Origin of the sequence: Microbacterium aurantiacum (assembly GCF_040532595.1) — a bacterium.
Taxonomy (GTDB): Bacteria; Actinomycetota; Actinomycetes; order Actinomycetales; family Microbacteriaceae; genus Microbacterium; species Microbacterium chocolatum_B.
Genome location: NZ_JBEVYX010000001.1, coordinates 996,218 through 1,012,405, shown reverse-complemented (window position 1 = coordinate 1,012,405; position 16,188 = coordinate 996,218). Strand labels below are relative to the sequence as shown.

General features: G+C 69.8%; 13 protein-coding genes. 10 read left to right on the top strand and 3 right to left on the bottom strand.

Translation table 11 applies throughout. The features are described 5' to 3' along the window. Positions 1-33 precede the first annotated feature (33 nt). The gene (locus ABXJ56_RS04835; protein ID WP_353998587.1) at positions 34-690 is read left to right on the top strand and encodes a class I SAM-dependent methyltransferase; all 657 of its coding nucleotides are present in this window, start codon (positions 34-36) and stop codon (positions 688-690) included. 40 nt (positions 691-730) lie between these two features. Here the strand turns inward: ABXJ56_RS04835 and budA are convergent, their stop codons facing one another. Further along, positions 731-1,447 (bottom strand): acetolactate decarboxylase, encoded by a 717-nt coding sequence (budA, locus tag ABXJ56_RS04830; protein WP_353998586.1) that lies wholly within the window; start codon positions 1,445-1,447, stop codon positions 731-733. A 35-nt stretch (positions 1,448-1,482) separates the two neighbouring features. Beyond that, the gene (locus ABXJ56_RS04825; protein ID WP_353998585.1) at positions 1,483-2,460 is read right to left on the bottom strand and encodes a LacI family DNA-binding transcriptional regulator; all 978 of its coding nucleotides are present in this window, start codon (positions 2,458-2,460) and stop codon (positions 1,483-1,485) included. Positions 2,461-2,696: 236 nt separating this feature from the next. Here ABXJ56_RS04825 and ABXJ56_RS04820 point away from each other — a divergent pair, with 236 nt between their 5' ends. The 9 genes from ABXJ56_RS04820 to ABXJ56_RS04780 all read left to right on the top strand — a co-directional run bounded on the left by ABXJ56_RS04820 (position 2,697) and on the right by ABXJ56_RS04780 (position 14,484). Then, the gene (locus ABXJ56_RS04820) at positions 2,697-4,220 is read left to right on the top strand and encodes an ABC transporter substrate-binding protein (protein WP_353998584.1); all 1,524 of its coding nucleotides are present in this window, start codon (positions 2,697-2,699) and stop codon (positions 4,218-4,220) included. Between the two features lie 76 nt (positions 4,221-4,296). After that, positions 4,297-5,238 (top strand): ABC transporter permease, encoded by a 942-nt coding sequence (locus ABXJ56_RS04815; protein WP_353998583.1) that lies wholly within the window; start codon positions 4,297-4,299, stop codon positions 5,236-5,238. Then, positions 5,235-7,121, top strand: a complete 1,887-nt coding sequence (locus ABXJ56_RS04810; protein WP_353998582.1) for a dipeptide/oligopeptide/nickel ABC transporter permease/ATP-binding protein — start codon at positions 5,235-5,237, stop codon at positions 7,119-7,121. Before ABXJ56_RS04815 ends, ABXJ56_RS04810 begins: the two co-directional genes overlap by 4 nt. Further along, positions 7,121-7,963 carry an ATP-binding cassette domain-containing protein gene (locus tag ABXJ56_RS04805; protein ID WP_353998581.1) on the top strand — a complete coding sequence of 281 codons (843 nt, stop codon included), beginning with the start codon at positions 7,121-7,123 and terminating at the stop codon, positions 7,961-7,963. The genes ABXJ56_RS04810 and ABXJ56_RS04805 overlap by 1 nt, the downstream gene beginning before the upstream one ends. Positions 7,964-8,004: 41 nt before the next feature. Beyond that, complete coding sequence (gene uidA / locus ABXJ56_RS04800) at positions 8,005-9,804, top strand: beta-glucuronidase (RefSeq protein ID WP_353998580.1); 1,800 nt, start codon at positions 8,005-8,007, stop codon at positions 9,802-9,804. Positions 9,805-9,832: 28 nt separating this feature from the next. After that, on the top strand, positions 9,833-11,236 hold the full coding sequence (gene uxaC, locus ABXJ56_RS04795) for a glucuronate isomerase (RefSeq protein WP_353998579.1): 1,404 nt from the start codon (positions 9,833-9,835) through the stop codon (positions 11,234-11,236). Then, a complete protein-coding gene (locus ABXJ56_RS04790) occupies positions 11,233-12,684 on the top strand; it encodes a mannitol dehydrogenase family protein (RefSeq protein WP_353998578.1) in 1,452 nt (483 codons plus the stop codon). Before uxaC ends, ABXJ56_RS04790 begins: the two co-directional genes overlap by 4 nt. A gap of 34 nt (positions 12,685-12,718) precedes the next feature. Beyond that, the gene (gene manD / locus ABXJ56_RS04785; protein WP_353998577.1) at positions 12,719-13,957 is read left to right on the top strand and encodes a D-mannonate dehydratase ManD; all 1,239 of its coding nucleotides are present in this window, start codon (positions 12,719-12,721) and stop codon (positions 13,955-13,957) included. Beyond that, a complete protein-coding gene (locus ABXJ56_RS04780; protein WP_353998576.1) occupies positions 13,954-14,484 on the top strand; it encodes a gluconokinase in 531 nt (176 codons plus the stop codon). Before manD ends, ABXJ56_RS04780 begins: the two co-directional genes overlap by 4 nt. Before the next feature lie 10 nt (positions 14,485-14,494). Here the strand turns inward: ABXJ56_RS04780 and ABXJ56_RS04775 are convergent, their stop codons facing one another. Continuing rightward, complete coding sequence (locus ABXJ56_RS04775; RefSeq protein ID WP_353998575.1) at positions 14,495-16,117, bottom strand: MFS transporter; 1,623 nt, start codon at positions 16,115-16,117, stop codon at positions 14,495-14,497. Positions 16,118-16,188: the final 71 nt, after the last annotated feature.

The window sequence follows — 16,188 nt, the reverse complement described above, 5'->3', positions numbered from 1 at the left end:
CCGACGGGTCCGCCCCGGAATCGGGAGGCGCAGATGACGAGGGTGTTCCGCCGATACGGTGTCGGCGCGCGGTGGTACGACGTGCTGTCGGGCGAGACGATCGTCTACGGCGCGGGGCGCCGGGTCGGCGTCGGGATGCTCGACCTCGCGCCCGGCGACGTCGTCGTCGACCTCGGCTGCGGGACGGGGCTCAACTTCCCCCTGCTCGCTCGGGCGGTCGGGCCCGAGGGGCTCATCGTCGGGGTGGATCGGAGCGCCGACATGCTCGCGCAGGCGCGTCGCCGGGCGGCGGGCCTGCCGTGCGGGGTCGTTCTGGTGGAGGCGGATGCCGCGCAGCTCGACGTCGATGCGGTCCGGGGCGCGATCGTCGAGCGGACCGGACGCGACCGCGCCGACGCCCTCGTGACGACGTATGCGCTGAGCGTCATGCGGGACGGCGCCGAGGAAGCGTGGAGGCGGGCTGCCGGTCTCGTCCGTCCGGGCGGCGCATTGCTCGTGGTCGACATGCAGCCGCCCGTGGGCGTGTGGCGGGTCTTCTCGCCGCCGGCGCGTCTCGCCTGCGCGTTCGGCGGCGCCGACATCCGTCTCCGCCCCTGGAGATTCGTGCGGCCGATCGCCGAGCGCGGCTCGGTGCGCGGCGCCGCCGTCCGCGGCGGTCATGTCGTCGCCGTCGCCGCCCGCCGCGCCTGACCCGCCCCGCGCGCGGGGCGGTCTCGGCGACGGGGGTGGGTCAGGATTCGGCGGCGGTGACGCGGGTGTCGAGGTCGTCGGGGTCGAGGTCGGCGCCGGCGAACGCGGCGGTCCGCGGGAGCTCGAGATGCAGGTCGGTCCCAACGCACACCGCCACCCGGCCGCGATCGAGGACGTAGTCCTGGATGTGCCCGCCGCCGGACCGGTCGGCGCGCAGGAAGTGCGCGTGGTACCCCGGGACCGAGACCCCGTGTTCGAACGCCGGAGTCCGGAAGCCCACCACGGTGCCCTCGACGTCGGCGAACTCGGCGATGCTCTCGTGGGCGGTGGCCTCGTCCAGGTGGGGATAGGGGCGCTGCTGCGCCGCGACCGCTCGCACGCGCACGCGGGAGAAGACCCCGTCCACGCGCACCGCGTAAAGGTAGTTCGTGGAGCCGAGGGTCCCATCGAGCCGCGCGGTGAGCTCCGCCCGCGTCGTCGGCGTGGTGACCTCGAGCTCCCGGTGGGCGACGAAACGGGTCACCACCGCGAACGGCGTGCGCGCGGCATCCGTCGCCTCCTCCGCGGAGCCGTCCTCACGCAGCCGGAAGCACGTGCCGTCGAGGAGGACCATCTCGCCGTCGAGGGCGTCGAAGGTGCCGAGCCCGAAGTCGCCGCGCTCGCGGAGGGCGCCGACCGTCGTGTCGCCGTCGAGGACGCCGTCCAGGAGCGCGGCGATGACGCTCGTCTGGTGGAAGGTGTGCCGCGCGGTCTCCATCCCCCGACCGTAGCGCCGGTCCCCTGACCGCGAGGTCAGGAGGCGGCCGGGCCGGTGGATTCGCGGACCAGGAGGTGGGTGGGGACGAGCGAGGTCGCGAGGCCCTCGGTGACGGTGTGGTTGAGGACCCCGAGCAGGCGGGTGGCGGCGATCCGCCCGGCTTGTTGGATGTCTCCCGCGATCGTCGTGAGCGGCGGGTCGCAGAAGGCCGACCCGAAGATGTCGTCGCAGCCGACGACGCTGAGATCGTCCGGTACCGACACGCCCTTCCGTCGCAGGCGCTGCAGGATGCCGATGGCGAGCAGATCGTTGAACGTCAGGCAGGCCGTGGCACCGGTCACGAGCAGCGCATCCGCGGCCGCCGCCCCACCGGTCAGATTCGGCGGGTACGGTCCGACGAGGACGGGTTCGAGGTCCTGGCCTCTGACCTGCTCCTCGAACTCCTTCCACCGCCACCGGTTCTGCCAGGACTCCGGGGGGCCGGAGACGAACGCGATCCGACGGTGTCCCAGCGCGCGCAGGTGCTCGATGGCCTGGATGAGCCCGACGCGGATGTCGATCAGCACGCTCGGGATCTGTTCGTGTCTGCGGTTGATGACCGCCAGCGGGAGGCGCGTCGCCGCGTCACGCAGGGCGTCGGAGTCCAGACGCGTGGCGGAGAGGATCGCCCCGTCGACGACACCCTCCAGGTGCTCGAGGACCTCCGCTTCCGTGCGCCCCGACTCGCTCGTGTCGATGAGGAGCTGCATGTATCCCGCGGTCCGCAGCTGCTCCTGGGTGGATCGGATGATGTCGAAGTAGAAGGGGTTGGTCACGTCCGGAACGAGAAGCGCAACGAGACCGCGACGCTCCGGGCGACGGGTGGGAGCCCCGTACCCGAGCTCGCGCGCCGCGGCGAGGATGCGCTCGCGTGTCTGCTCGTTGATGCGTCCCGGCTGGTTGAGGGCGCGCGAGACCGTCGACGCCGCGACGCCGGCTCGGCGAGCGACGTCCTGCGCGGTCACGCGTTCCATGGGATCCTCCGTCGGTGGCAAGATGTGGCAAGAACATACACGATACGAACGCCGCCAGAACACCACCGGCTTGCTGAGTCTCGCCAAAGACCTCTTTCGCTCATGTGCGACATGTGTCCTGCGTATGGCAAGAATTGGCAATCAGTTGACGACTCGTTCCGGCGCCGTTTCCATGATGCTTGGCGATTGCACCTTCGCCATCCAATGACGCAACGAAGGTAAGAACGATGAAGTCGATGAAGACCGCTGTCGGCCTGCTGGCCGTCGGAGCCCTCCTCCTCTCCGGCTGCAGCGCCGGATCCACCCCCGCACCCTCCGAGGGGGAGTCCGCGTCCGGCGGCACCCTGCGCATCGGTCAGATCGGTGACGTCACGTCGTGGGATCCCGCCCAGGCGCACGTGGGTCACCAGCTCCTTCCGTACCAGATCGTGTACGACACCCTGCTCCTCCGCGAGCCGGACGGCACCCTCGCGCCGATGCTCGCCACCACCTGGGAGTACGACGACACCCGCACCGTCCTCACGCTCGATCTCCGCACGGACGTCACCTTCTCCGACGGGGAGCCGTTCGATGCCGAGGCGGTGAAGACGAACCTCGAGAGCTTCAAGGCCGGGAACGGCCGCCAGGCGGTTCAGCTCACGCAGTTCGAATCTGCGGAGGTGATCGACGAGGACACCGTCGAGATCACCCTCGCCGAGCCCGATCCCGCCATGGAGTACTACCTCAGTCAGGCCGCAGGCCTCATGGCCAGCCCCGCGGCGATCGAGGCCGGGACCCTGGAGACCTCCCCGGTCGGCACCGGTCCCTACGAGTTCGATGCGGCAAACTCGACCCGTGATTCGCAGGCGACCTTCACCGCCCGTGAGGACTACTGGAACCCCGAGCTGCAGAAGTTCGACGGCGTCGAGCTGCGCATCCTCGACGAGCTCTCGGCACGCGTCAACGCCGCGGTCTCCGGGCAGGTGGACTACACCACCCTCGATGCGCGCTCCGCGCAGCAGGCGCTGGACACCGGACTCGAGATCATCCCCGACTACCAGGTCGACTGGACGGGACTGACCATCTTCGACCGGGAGGGAGCGCTGAACCCGGCGCTGGCCGACGCCCGCGTCCGACAGGCGATGAACTACGCCGTCGACCGCGACACCCTCCTCGAGCAGCTCCAGCTCGGCTACGGGACCGCCACCAGCCAGGTCTTCGGCCCGGAGAGCGGTGCCTACCTCGAGGAGCTCGAGGACTACTACCCCTACGACCCCGACCGCGCCCGCGAGCTGCTCGCCGAGGCCGGCTACGCCGACGGCTTCGAGCTCACGCTGCCCGTGATCTCCGGATTCGCCACACAGGTCACGGCGATGTCGCAGCAGCTCGCCGACGTGGGGATCACGGTCGTGCAGGAGTCGGTCGCGGCTCCGAACTACGTCGCCGACGCGACGCAGTCGAAGTTCGAGGCCTTCAACTTCAACCTGTTCCAGGGTGAGGCATGGGTGGCGATCAACCAGATCATCGCCCCGACCGCGACCTTCAACCCCTTCGGCACCACGTCGCCGGAGCTGCAGGAGCTCCTCGACATCGTCCAGGCCGGTGGCGAGGGCAGCGAGGCGGCCGCGCAGGCGGTGAACGAGTACGTCACCGAGAACGCCTGGTTCGTGCCGCTGTACCGCATCGACCAGATCGCGGTGTACGACCCCGAGGTCCTGACCGTCGAGGCTCAGGTGCAGCAGGCGATCCCGTCGATCTACAACTTCGCCCCCGCCTCCTGAGGGTTCCCGCCCCCGACCGATGCGGTGCGGCAGCTCGGCGCTGCCGCACCGCATCTCGACCCCGAAAGATCAGCTGATGCTCACCTTCACCCTCCGGCGACTGCTGTCGGGGGCCGTCCTGCTCGTGGTGATCACGATGCTCACCTACACGCTCCTGTTCTTCTCGAGCGAGAGCATCGCCCGCAACATCCTGGGCGAGCAGGCCACGGCCGAACAGATCGCCCTCAAGGAAGTCGAACTCGGACTGGACCAGCCGCTGCCCGTGCGCTTCCTCACCTGGGCGGGGGCGGCACTCCGCGGGGACCTCGGAACCTCCTGGTTCAACTCCGAGCCGGTCACGCAGGCGGTGCTGAACCGGGCTCCGGTGACGCTCACGCTGATGATCTTCTCGATCATCTGCGTCGCGATCATCGCCGCCGCCCTCGGCGTCCTGGCCGCCGTGCGACGAGGGTGGGTCGACCAGGTCGTGCAGGTCGGTGCCGTCATCGGCGACGCGATCCCCGGGTTCGTCCTCGCCATCTTCCTCGTCAGCATCTTCGCGGTGAACCTGGGATGGTTCCCGGCGGTCTCCACGATCCGGCCCGGTGCGGGACCGGAGGTGTGGATCGCCTCGCTGCTTCTTCCCGCGATCGCCATCATCCTCAACTACGTCACCTCCAGTGCGCAGCAGTTCCGCAGCGCCGTCATCAAAGAGCTCGAGCGCGACTACGTGCGCACCCTCCGGAGCCGTGGCCTCGCGGAGAAGGAGATCGTCTTCAAGCACGTGCTCCGCAGCGCCGCTCCGGCCGGCCTCACGGTGTTGAGCCTGCAGTTCATCGGACTCCTCGGAGGCATCGTCATCCTCGAACGCGTCTTCGCCATCCCCGGTCTCGGTGCGATGGCCGTAAACGCCACCGTCCTCGGCGATATCCCCATCGTCATGGGTGTCGTCCTCCTCACGGTGATCATCGTCATCATCGTCAACCTGCTCGTCGACCTCGCCAACGGGGCCCTGAACCCGAAGGTGCGTCTGTCATGACCAGCGTCATCCGTACCCCCCAGGTCACCAAGCGAGCCTCGCGCGGGCAGGTCCGCCGCTTCTTCCGCAATCCGCTGGGCATCATCTCGCTCTCCGCCCTCGTGCTGATCGCGCTCGCCGCTGCCGCGGCTCCGGTGCTGGCGCCGTTCGACCCCGGCTTCGCCGACATCGGCAACACTCTGGCCGATCCGGGCGGCGCCACCCCGCTCGGCACCGACAGCGCCGGGCGCGACGTGCTCAGCCGCCTGCTCTACGGTGCTCAGCTGACGCTGCTCTCCGCTCTCCTGTGCGCCGTCGTCGCGATCGCCCTGGGGTTGCCGGCCGGTCTGCTCGCGGGCTACTACGGCGGATCGTTCGACAGCGTCTCCAGCTGGATCGCGAACATGCTGATCAGCCTTCCCGGCATCATCGTCCTCCTCTCGGTGCGCGCGGCCCTCGGCCCGTCCGTGTGGATCTCGATGGTCGCCTTCGGCATCCTCCTCAGTCCGAGCTACTTCCGACTCACCCGCACCGCCGTCCAGGCCGTGCGCAACGAGCTCTACGTCGATGCCGCGCGGGTCGTGGGCCTCAGCGACGCGCGGATCATCTCGCGTCACGTTCTCTCGGTCGTCCGGGCACCCCTCATCATCCAGACCGCCCTCATCTGCGGCGTCGCCATCGCCGTGCAGAGCGGGCTGCAGTTCCTGGGCCTCGGCGATCCGGCGGAGGCGTCCTGGGGCGAGATGCTCAGCGACGGCTTCATCAACATCTACATCCAGCCGATGCTCCTGCTGTGGCCGGCGCTCGCGATCGGGATCACGATCGGCACGCTCGTGCTCCTCGGCAACGCGATCCGCGACGCGCTCGAGGACCGGCGCGAGGTCCGCCCGAGCCGCGAGGCGAAGCGGGCGGAAGCGGCGCGCATCGCCGCGGCCCCGCCGACGCCCGCCGACACCACGGACGGACTGCTGGAAGTCGCCTCGCTCAGCGTCGGCTACCCCGGCGAGGACGGCGGGTACACCCCCGTCGTCCGGGACGTGTCCCTCTCGATCCGCTCGGGAGAAGTCCTCGGGCTCGTGGGCGAATCGGGGTCCGGAAAGTCCCAGACGGCGTTCTCGATCCTCGGTCTCCTGCCGCGAACCGCCAAGATCCTCGGCGGCTCCATCCGCTTCGACGACGTCCACCTCGTCCGCGACGGCGTCGTGGCCACGGAGCGGTATCGCCAGATCCGGGGGAAGCGCATCGCCTACATCCCGCAGGAGCCGATGTCGAACCTCGACCCGGCCTTCACGATCGGCCACCAGCTGGTGCGCCCGATGGTGAAGCTGCTGAAGATCTCGAAGGCGGATGCCGGTGAGCGCGCCCGCGATCTGCTGCGCCGGGTCGGCATCGTCGACCCCGAACGCGTGATGGACTCCTACCCGCACGAGATCTCGGGGGGAATGGCGCAGCGCGTGCTCATCGCGGGCGCCCTGAGCTGCGACCCGGATCTCGTCATCGCCGACGAGCCGACGACAGCGCTCGACGTCACCGTGCAGGCCGAAGTCCTGGACGTCCTGCGCTCGATGCAGCGCGAACTCGGCGTGGCCGTGCTGCTCGTGACCCACAACATCGGCGTCATCGCCGACATCGCCGATCGCGTCGCCGTCATGCGACGCGGCGAGATCGTCGAGACCGGCGAGGTCGAAGCGATCCTGCGATCCCCGCAGCACCCGTACACCCAGACCCTCCTCGGCAGCATGCTCGTCGGCAAGGAGCCCCTGACGCCGCTCGGCATCGGCGGCGACACGGCCGCGATCGATCTGCCTCGAGGAGAGGATGCCGCCGAGGTCGCGCTCGAGGAAGCGGACGAGCAGGCTCCGCTGTCCTCGTCGGCGCAGACCATGCTGCGAGAGGACATCTGATGTCGGAGAACCTGCTCGATGTGACCGATCTGGTCGTGGAGTACAAGCCGAAGAAGTTCCGCGCGAAGCCGAATCGCGTCCTTCACGGGGTCTCGCTCGGCGTGCCGACGGGGAAGACCCTCGGTCTCGTGGGCGAGTCGGGGTCGGGGAAGACCACGATCGGGCGGGCGATCCTCGGACTCGCGCCCGTCACCTCCGGGTCGATCCGCTTCGATGGGCGCGAGATCTCGAAGCTCGGGCGACGGGCTCGGCAGGGGATGAGCGGTGACCTGCAGGTGATCTTCCAGGACCCGTACACTTCCCTGAACCCGGCCATGGAGATCGGTGCGATCCTCGCGGAGCCGCTCGGCGCCCGCGGGGTGTCGCGGGGTGACGCCCAGCGCAGGATCGCCGGCCTGCTGGATCGCGTCGGGCTTCCCGCCGATTCCGCGAATCGGATGCCCAACGAGTTCTCCGGCGGTCAGCGCCAGCGTGTCGCCATCGCCCGCGCGCTCGCGCTGGATCCGCGACTGATCGTCTGCGACGAGCCGGTGAGCGCCCTGGACCTGACGACCCAGGCGCGGGTGCTGGACCTGCTGCTGGAGATCCAGCGCGACACCGGCGTGTCCTATCTGTTCATCTCGCACGATCTCGACGTCGTCCACCACGTCAGCCACGAGGTCGCCGTGCTCTACCGCGGGGACATCGTCGAGCACGGCCCGGCCGCGCAGGTGACGCGTGAGCCGCGGCATCCGTACACGCAGCGCCTCCTCCTGGCGTCGCCCGTGCCCGACCCCGAACAACAGCGCGAACGCCGCGCGCAGCGTCACGCCCTCGCCGCGGCCGAGAACTCCGCCGCCTGACCGACTTCCGCTTCCTCTCGACGTCCTCCGAAGGAGAAACCATGCTCAAGCCGATCTCGACCCCCACCCGCGAGCAGATCCTGCTCGACGGTCTGTGGCTGTTCGCGCTGGACACCCCCGACCGCCCGGAGCCGTGGGGGAGCGTTCTGGACACGCGCCGGGAGGCGCCCGTTCCCGCGAGCTACAACGACGTCTTCGCCGACCAGGAGATCCACGATCACGTGGGCTGGGTCTGGTACCAGCGCACCGTCCGCGTGCCGCGCGGCTGGTCCGGGGAGCGCATCGTCCTCCGCGTGGACGCGGCGACCCACGAGGGTGTGATCTACGTCGGCGATCAGCGCGTGGCCCACCACGTCGGCGGGTACACGCCGTTCGAGGCCGACATCACCGACCTCGCGGAGGCGGGTGAGGAGATCCGGATCACGATCGGCGTCAACAACGAGCTGACCAACGAGACGATCCCGCCCGGGACGATCACCACGGACGAGTTCGGTCGGCGCAAGCAGACCTACCGCCACGACTTCTACAACTACGCCGGCCTCGCGCGCTCCGTGCGTCTGTACAGCGTGCCGACGGTGCACGTCACCGACGTCACCGTCGCCACCGACGTCGACGGCGTCACCGGCCTGGTGGACTACCGTGTCGAGGCATCCTCCGTCGCGGAGGTCGTCGTGCGCCTGCGCGACGCCGCCGGGGTCGAGGTCGCACGCGCCCAGGGTGACGCAGGTCGCATCGAGGTGACGGATGCCGAGCTCTGGCAGCCGGGACGCGGCTACCTCTACACCCTCGAGGTCGATCTCGTCTCCGACGATGCCCTCCAGGACCGCTACGAGGTGCCCGTCGGCATCCGTTCGGTACGGGTCGAGGGTGCACGGTTCCTCATCAACGGCGAACCGTTCTTCTTCCGGGGATTCGGCAAGCACGAGGACAGCGCGATCCGCGGACGCGGCTTCGACAACGCCATCATGGTCCACGACTTCGCGCTCATGGACTGGATGGGGGCGAACTCGTTCCGGACGTCGCACTACCCGTACGCCGAGGAGTTCTTGGAGTACGCCGACCGTCACGGCATCGTCGTCATCGACGAGACCGCCGCGGTGGGCCTCAACCTCGGGCTCGGCGGTGGCTTCCACGGCCGCGTGACCGAGAAGTCCTTCTCGCCCACGATGTTCAACGACAACACCCGGGCGGCGCACGCGCAGGGGATCCGCGAGCTCATCGCGCGCGACAAGAACCACCCGTCGGTGGTGATGTGGTCGATCACCAACGAACCCGAGTCGGTGGAGGACGGTGCGCGCGAGTACTTCGAGCCGCTCGTCGCGCTCGCCCGGGAGCTCGACCCGTCCCGTCCGCTCACCTATGCCAATGAATACCGCGGTCAGTTCCACAACGATCGCCTCGCCGACCTCTTCGACGTCATCTGCCTCAACCGTTACTACGGCTGGTACATGGAGACGGGCGACCTCGTGATGGCCGAACACCGCCTCGAGACCGAGCTGCGCGGATGGCAGTCGACGTTCGGGAAGCCGATCATCATCACCGAGTACGGTGCGGACACCCTCGCGGGCCTGCACGCCGTGACGACGCAGGCCTGGAGCGAGGAGTTCCAGACCTCCCTGCTGCAGACCTACCACCGCGTGTTCGACCGGATCGACGCGGTCATCGGCGAGCAGGTGTGGAACTTCGCCGACTTCCAGACATCGCAGGGCGTCATCCGCGTCGACGGGAACAAGAAGGGCATCTTCACCCGCGACCGCCGTCCGAAGGCGGCCGCGCACGAGCTGCGTGCCCGATGGACCGCCGCTGCGGCGGCCGAGGCCGGCTCCGCGCCGACATCTTGAACGACTCCCCAGCAGAAGGAACCGAGCTGTGACCACCACTGCCGCGCTCTCGCGCCGCCTCCTCCCTCGCGACGCGACGGAGCGGGAGATCGCCGACCGCCTGTACGGGCTCGTCGCCTCCGCGCCGATCATCTCGCCGCACGGACACGTCGACCCCGCGATGCTCGCGGGCAACGACGCGTTCCGCGACCCGGCGACGCTGCTCGTCCGCGACGACCACTACGTGACGCGCCTGCTGCACGCCGACGGCGTCGCGCTCGACCATCTCGGCATCGGTGCCTCGGACTTCTCCGAGGCGGACGCTCGCCGCGTGTGGCGGCTGTTCTGCGAGCGGTGGCACCTTTTCGCGGGAACCGCATCCGGATACTGGTTGCGTTCGACGCTCGCCGACGTGTTCGACATCGCCGAGACCCCGGCGGACGCCGACGCGGACGAGCTCTTCGACCGCATCAGCGGTGAGCTGCAGCAGGAGCGGATGCGACCGAAAGCGTTGCTCGATACGTTCGGCATCGCGGTCCTCGCCACGACCGACGCGCCCCTCGACGCGCTCGATGCCCACGTCGCGCTCGCGGCGGATGCCGCGGTGTCGACGCAGGTGCGACCCACCTTCCGCCCCGACGCGTACATCGATCCCGCGTCGCGAGGGTGGGGCGAGCGCATCGAGCGCCTGCTGGCGTCGACCGGCGACCACGGGTACGCCGGCTACCTCCGTGCGCTCGAGCACCACCGGCGCCGCTTCGTCGCCCACGGGGCGACATCCGCGGACTTCGGTGTGCTCTCCCCCCAGACGGCGGATCTCTCCGACGCCGAGGCGTCCCGCCTGTTCGACCGGGCGCGCGCGCAGGAGCTCGAGGTGGGCGAGACGGAGCTGTTCCTCGCGCACATGCTGACGGAGTCCGCGCGGATGTCGGTGGAGGACGGGCTCGTCATGACCGTCCACGCGGGCGTGCGTCGCAACCACCACAGCGCGACACTGGCGTCCTTCGGTGCCGACCGAGGCCACGACATCCCGGTGCCGACGACGTTCGTGGATCCGATGCGGCCGCTTCTCGAGCGTTTCGGTACCGAGCCCGGGTTCCAGCTCATCCTCTTCACCGTCGACGAGACCACCTTCTCGCGAGAGCTCGCGCCGCTCGCCGGCTTCTACCCGTCGGTGTTCATCGGCGCGCCCTGGTGGTTCCTCGACGCGCCCGACAGTGCGACGCGGTTCCGCGCCGCGACGGTCGAGACTGCAGGGTTCTACCGCGGCTCGGGGTTCATCGACGACACGCGTGCGTTCCTCTCGATCCCCGCGCGACACGACATGGCCCGCCGGACGGATGCCGCCTACCTTGCGCGTCTCGTCGCGGACGAGCGCATCTCGTCCTCGGAGGCCGAACGGATCATCGTGGACCTCCAGGACGCCATCCCGCGGCGGGCGTTCAAACTGTGAGCGCGATCACGGTTCCCGAGGCGCCGGAGCGCAGCAGCGGAGACCGCCCGCCGCTCTCCGCACACACGGCGGCGAGTCTGCTGGGGCGACAGGTGGCGCGCCCGCCGGTGCGGCTCGTGCATCTCGGGCTCGGCGCATTCCACCGCTCCCATCAGCTGTGGCACACCGCGCTCGTGGACGAGGGCGGCGAGTGGGGTTACGCGGCCTTCACCGGACGCAGTCCGTCCGCCGCACGGACGCTCGAGGCGCAGGACGGTCTGTACGCGATCGCGACCCGCGGAGTCGACGGCGACCGCGTAGACCTCATCTCCTCGCTCGTCGAAGCGCACGACGGAGCCGACGTCGACCGCCTCGCGGAGCTGCTGCGCTCGCCCGCGGTGGCGGTGGTGACCCTCACCATCACCGAAGCGGGCTACCGACTCGGTGCGGACGGCGATCTCGATCCGGAGGATCCTGACACCGCGGCGGATCTCGACGCGCTCGCACAGACCGGATTCGTCGCGGGCGATGCTGCGCCGCCGCTTCGGACCGCCCTCGGGCGGCTGGTGTTCGCACTCGCGGCGCGGCGGGACGCCGGTGCGGGGCCGATCACGATCCTGCCGTGCGACAACATGCCGGCGAACGGGGCGGTCGTCGCCCGCGCGGTCGGTGCGATCGCGGAGGCGGCCTCGCCGGACCTCGCGCGATGGGTCCGCGCGAACGTCGCGTTCGCGTCCTCCGTCGTCGACCGCATCACCCCGGCCACCACGGAGGACGACATCCGTTCCCTCGCGGAGCGGATCGGGGTGACCGATCGCGGCCTCGTGGTCACCGAGCCCTTCTCCGAGTGGATCATCGCGGGCGAGTTCCCCGCGGGCCGTCCGGAGTGGGAGCGCTCCGGTGCCCGCATCGTGGCGGACGTGGAGCCCTACGAGCGGCGGAAGCTGTGGATGCTCAACGGCGCGCACACGGTCCTCGCGATCACCGCGCGCAGTTTCGGTCACACCACCGTGGCCGACGCCATCGCCGACCCGCGGGTACGTGAGTGGGTGGAGGAGTACTGGGACGTCGCGACCGAGCGGCTGAGTGCGCCCGAACTCGCCATCGGCCCGTATCGCGACGCGCTGGTCGAGCGGTTCTCGAACGCCCGCATCGCCCATCACCTCGATCAGATCGCGGCGGAGACGACGACGAAGCTCCGGTATCGCATCGTGCCGCTCCTGGTGCGCGCGCGCGGTGACGGCCGTATGCCGAACGGATGCGTGCGGCCGATCGCTGCCTGGGTCCGATCGCTGCGCGCCGGACGTCGCGACGTCGACGCCTTCGGCCCGCGGATCGATGAGGCCCTCGCCGCACCCGCTCCCGACGTGACCTCGTCGCTGCTCGGCATCCTCGACCCCGCACTCCGAAAGGATGACGCCCTCATCGCCGAGGTCGACGCGTACGTCGCCCTTTCGATCCCGGCGTGATCCGGGCCCCCTCACGACAGAAAGGATCATTCCGGTGATCATCGACAAAGCAGAAGTGATCGTCACGAGCCCCGATCGGAACTTCGTCACGCTCAAGCTCACCACCGCGGACGGCGTTTCCGGTCTCGGCGACGCGACCCTGAACGGGCGGGAGCTCGCCGTGGTCGCCTACCTCCGCGAGCACGTCGTGCCCCTCCTCATCGGGTCGGACGCGTCGCGCATCGAGGACACATGGCAGTTCCTCTACCGCGGGGCGTACTGGCGTCGCGGACCCGTCACGATGGCGGCGATCGCGGCGGTCGACATGGCGCTGTGGGACATCAAGGGCAAGGCCGCCGGGATGCCGGTGTACCAGCTGCTCGGCGGCGCATCCCGCAACGGCCTGATGGCGTACGGGCACGCCTCCGGCAAGGAGCTCCCGGAGCTGTTCGACTCGATCCGGGCGCACCAGGAACAGGGGTACAAGGCCATCCGCGTGCAGACCGGGGTCCCCACCCTCAAGGCCATCTACGGCATCGCCGCCCAGGGGGCCGACGTCGGCGACGCCTCGGTGCGCTACGACCACGAGCCCGCCCGCCGCGGCGCCAAGCCGATCGAGGAGGACTGGGACACCCGGGCATACCTGAACCACCTCCCCGGTGTCTTCGAAGCGGTGCGCAACGAGTTCGGTCCCGACATCCCGCTCCTCCACGACGGGCACCACCGGATGACGCCGATCCAGGCGGCGCGGCTCGGCAAGGATCTCGAGCCGTACGACCTGTTCTGGCTGGAGGACTGCACCCCCGCGGAGAACCAGGAGGCGCTGCGTCTCGTGCGGCAGCACACCACGACGCCGCTCGCGATCGGAGAGATCTTCAACACCATCTGGGACTTCAAGGACATCATCCGGGACCAGCTCATCGACTACGTCCGCGGTGCGGTCACCCACATGGGCGGAATCAGCCCGCTGAAGAAGACGCTCGACTACGCGGCGATGTACCAGATCAAGTCCGGCATGCACGGACCGACCGACATCTCGCCGGTCGGGATGGCCGCTGCGATGCACCTCGGGCTGGCGATCCATAACTTCGGCATCCAGGAGTACATGCGCCACGGTGCGAAGACCGATCAGGTGTTCCGCCAGTCCTTCACCTGGACCGACGGCTACCTGCACCCCGGCGACAACCCCGGTCTCGGCGTGGAGCTCGACGTCGACGAAGCCGGGAAGTACCCCTACGAGCAGGCCTACCTGCCCTACAACCGCCTGCTCGACGGCACGGTCCACGACTGGTGAACGGCGGAGCCGAGCCGCGGGCGATCGTGGTCATGGGCGTGTCGGGGTGCGGGAAGTCGACGCTCGGCGCAGCGTTGGCCGACCGTCTCGGGGGCGTGTTCCTCGACGCGGACGATCTGCACTCCGACGAGTCGCGGCAGAAGATGGCGGGCGGGACCCCGCTCACCGATGGGGATCGCGCTCCGTGGCTCGACCGGGTCGGCGATCGGATGCGCGGCATCCTCGATGTCGGGCAGGTGCCGATCGTCGCGTGCTCCGCGCTCAAGGCGATCTATCGCGATCGGCTGCGTGCGCGAGCGGGCGACGTCGTCTTCGTGCATCTGGACGGCGACGTCGACCTCCTCCGCGAGCGGCTCGAACAGCGCCCGGGCCACTTCATGCCTCCCGGACTCCTCGCGTCGCAAAGGGCGACGCTCGAACCCCTCGGCCCCGAGGAGACCGGCATCCGCCTGGATGTCGCCGACCCACCCGACGTTCTCGTCACCCGCGTCATCGAGTCCGCGCTGGTCGCCCCCGCCCTCTCCTGACCGCTGGGTGTCAGGGGGCGGCGGGCGGCGCGGCGGTGGCGTCGGCGGGGGTCGACTCGTCCTCGTCGGGGCGGCGGGAGGGGAGGGCCAGAGTCGCGGCGAGGCCGACGGCGAGGAAGCCCGCGGCGGTGAAGGCCGCCCACCGCGTGCCGTCCGAGAACGCCGTCCTCGCGGCATCCGCCAGCGGAGCCGTCTCGGGCGACTGCTCGAGGCCGGCGATCGCGCCGCCCGCACTGTCGACGACCTGCGAGACGACCTGGTCGACCTGAGCTGCGGGAACCCCCTGGTCGTTCAGCGACGACGTCAGCACACCGGCGGTGCTCGTGAACAGCACCGTGCCGAGGATCGCGATGCCGAGCGCCGAACCGACCTGGCGGGCGGTGGACTGCGTTCCCGACCCCTGCCCGCTCTGCTCGACCGGCACGTCCACGAGGATCACGCCGGTGAGCTGTGCGGTCGCGAGGCCCACACCGAACCCGTAGACGAAGAGGGCGGGGACGAGCCAGCCCCATGCGGCATCCGGAGCGATGACGAACGCCACCCACAGCACGCCGATGATCTCGGCGAGAAGGCCCGCCCGGACGACCCACACCGCGGGGATGCGGCCGCTCGCCGCCCCCGCCGCGCCGCTGGCGAAGAACGACCCGACGGCGAGTGCCAGAAGGATCAGTCCCGTCTGGAGGGCGTCGAAGCCGAGCACGAACTGCAGCCACAGCGGGAGCGACAGGATGATGCCGAACTCTCCGAGTGAGACCACGAGCGCCGCGATGTTGCCGTTGCGGAACGTGCCGATGCGGAAGAGTCCGAACGACAGCAGGCTCGACCGGCCCGCGCGCTCGCGCCGCAGCCCCCAGGCGACGAACCCGACGGCGGCGAGGACGGCGACGGCCAGGGCGATCGGCACCGGGGAGAGCGCGAACGGCCACGTCCAGTCGCCGAGGGCGAAGTCGCCCGTCGACTCCCACCAGCCGAGCGTACGCCCCTCGATCAGGCCGAACACGAGCGCGCCGAACGTGATGAAGGAGAGGAGGCCCCCGACGACATCGATGGACTTGGCGTGCGCGTCCCGCGACTCGCTCACCGTCAGCAGCACCCCGATGATGATCAGGATGCCGAGCGGGATGTTGATCCCGAAGGCCCAGCGCCACGAGAACGCCGTCGTCAGCCACCCTCCGAGGAGGGGTCCGACCGCGGCCATTCCTCCGATCGTGGACCCCCAGACGGCGAAGGCGATGCCGCGCTCGCGACCGCGGAAGGTCGCGTTGATGAGCGAGAGCGTCGTCGGCAGGATCATCGCGCCGCCGACACCCTGCACGAGCCGCGCGGCGATCAGGAGGTCGCCGGTCGGGGCGAGCGCCGCGGCCACGGAGGAGAGGACGAACAGCACGACGCCGATGAGCATGATGCGGCGCCTGCCGAACCGGTCGGCGAGGGAGCCGAAGACCAGCAGCAGCGACGCGAAGACCAGGGTGTACGCCTCCTGCACCCACTGCACCTGCGTCGAGGTGATGCCGAGATCGTCCACGATCGCGGGGATCGCGACGTTGACGATCGTGGAGTCGACGATGATGAGCGACACCGCGATGCTGATGAAGACCAGACCCGCCCACCGGCGGCCACCCGAGCTCTGCATTTCGCTAGATTATCTAGCAATCTCCCCGCTGTCACCGCCTCCGGCATCCGACTTCTTACGGATTGCCTGAG

Coding starts and splice junctions, on each gene's coding strand:
- ABXJ56_RS04835 (WP_353998587.1), top strand. CDS start 34: ATGACGAGGGTGTTCCGCCGATACGGTGTCGGCGCGCGGTGGTACGAC.
- budA (WP_353998586.1), bottom strand. CDS start 1,447: ATGGAGACCGCGCGGCACACCTTCCACCAGACGAGCGTCATCGCCGCG.
- uidA (WP_353998580.1), top strand. CDS start 8,005: ATGCTCAAGCCGATCTCGACCCCCACCCGCGAGCAGATCCTGCTCGAC.
- ABXJ56_RS04825 (WP_353998585.1), bottom strand. CDS start 2,460: ATGGAACGCGTGACCGCGCAGGACGTCGCTCGCCGAGCCGGCGTCGCG.
- ABXJ56_RS04775 (WP_353998575.1), bottom strand. CDS start 16,117: ATGCAGAGCTCGGGTGGCCGCCGGTGGGCGGGTCTGGTCTTCATCAGC.
- ABXJ56_RS04815 (WP_353998583.1), top strand. CDS start 4,297: ATGCTCACCTTCACCCTCCGGCGACTGCTGTCGGGGGCCGTCCTGCTC.
- ABXJ56_RS04820 (WP_353998584.1), top strand. CDS start 2,697: ATGAAGACCGCTGTCGGCCTGCTGGCCGTCGGAGCCCTCCTCCTCTCC.
- ABXJ56_RS04805 (WP_353998581.1), top strand. CDS start 7,121: ATGTCGGAGAACCTGCTCGATGTGACCGATCTGGTCGTGGAGTACAAG.
- ABXJ56_RS04810 (WP_353998582.1), top strand. CDS start 5,235: ATGACCAGCGTCATCCGTACCCCCCAGGTCACCAAGCGAGCCTCGCGC.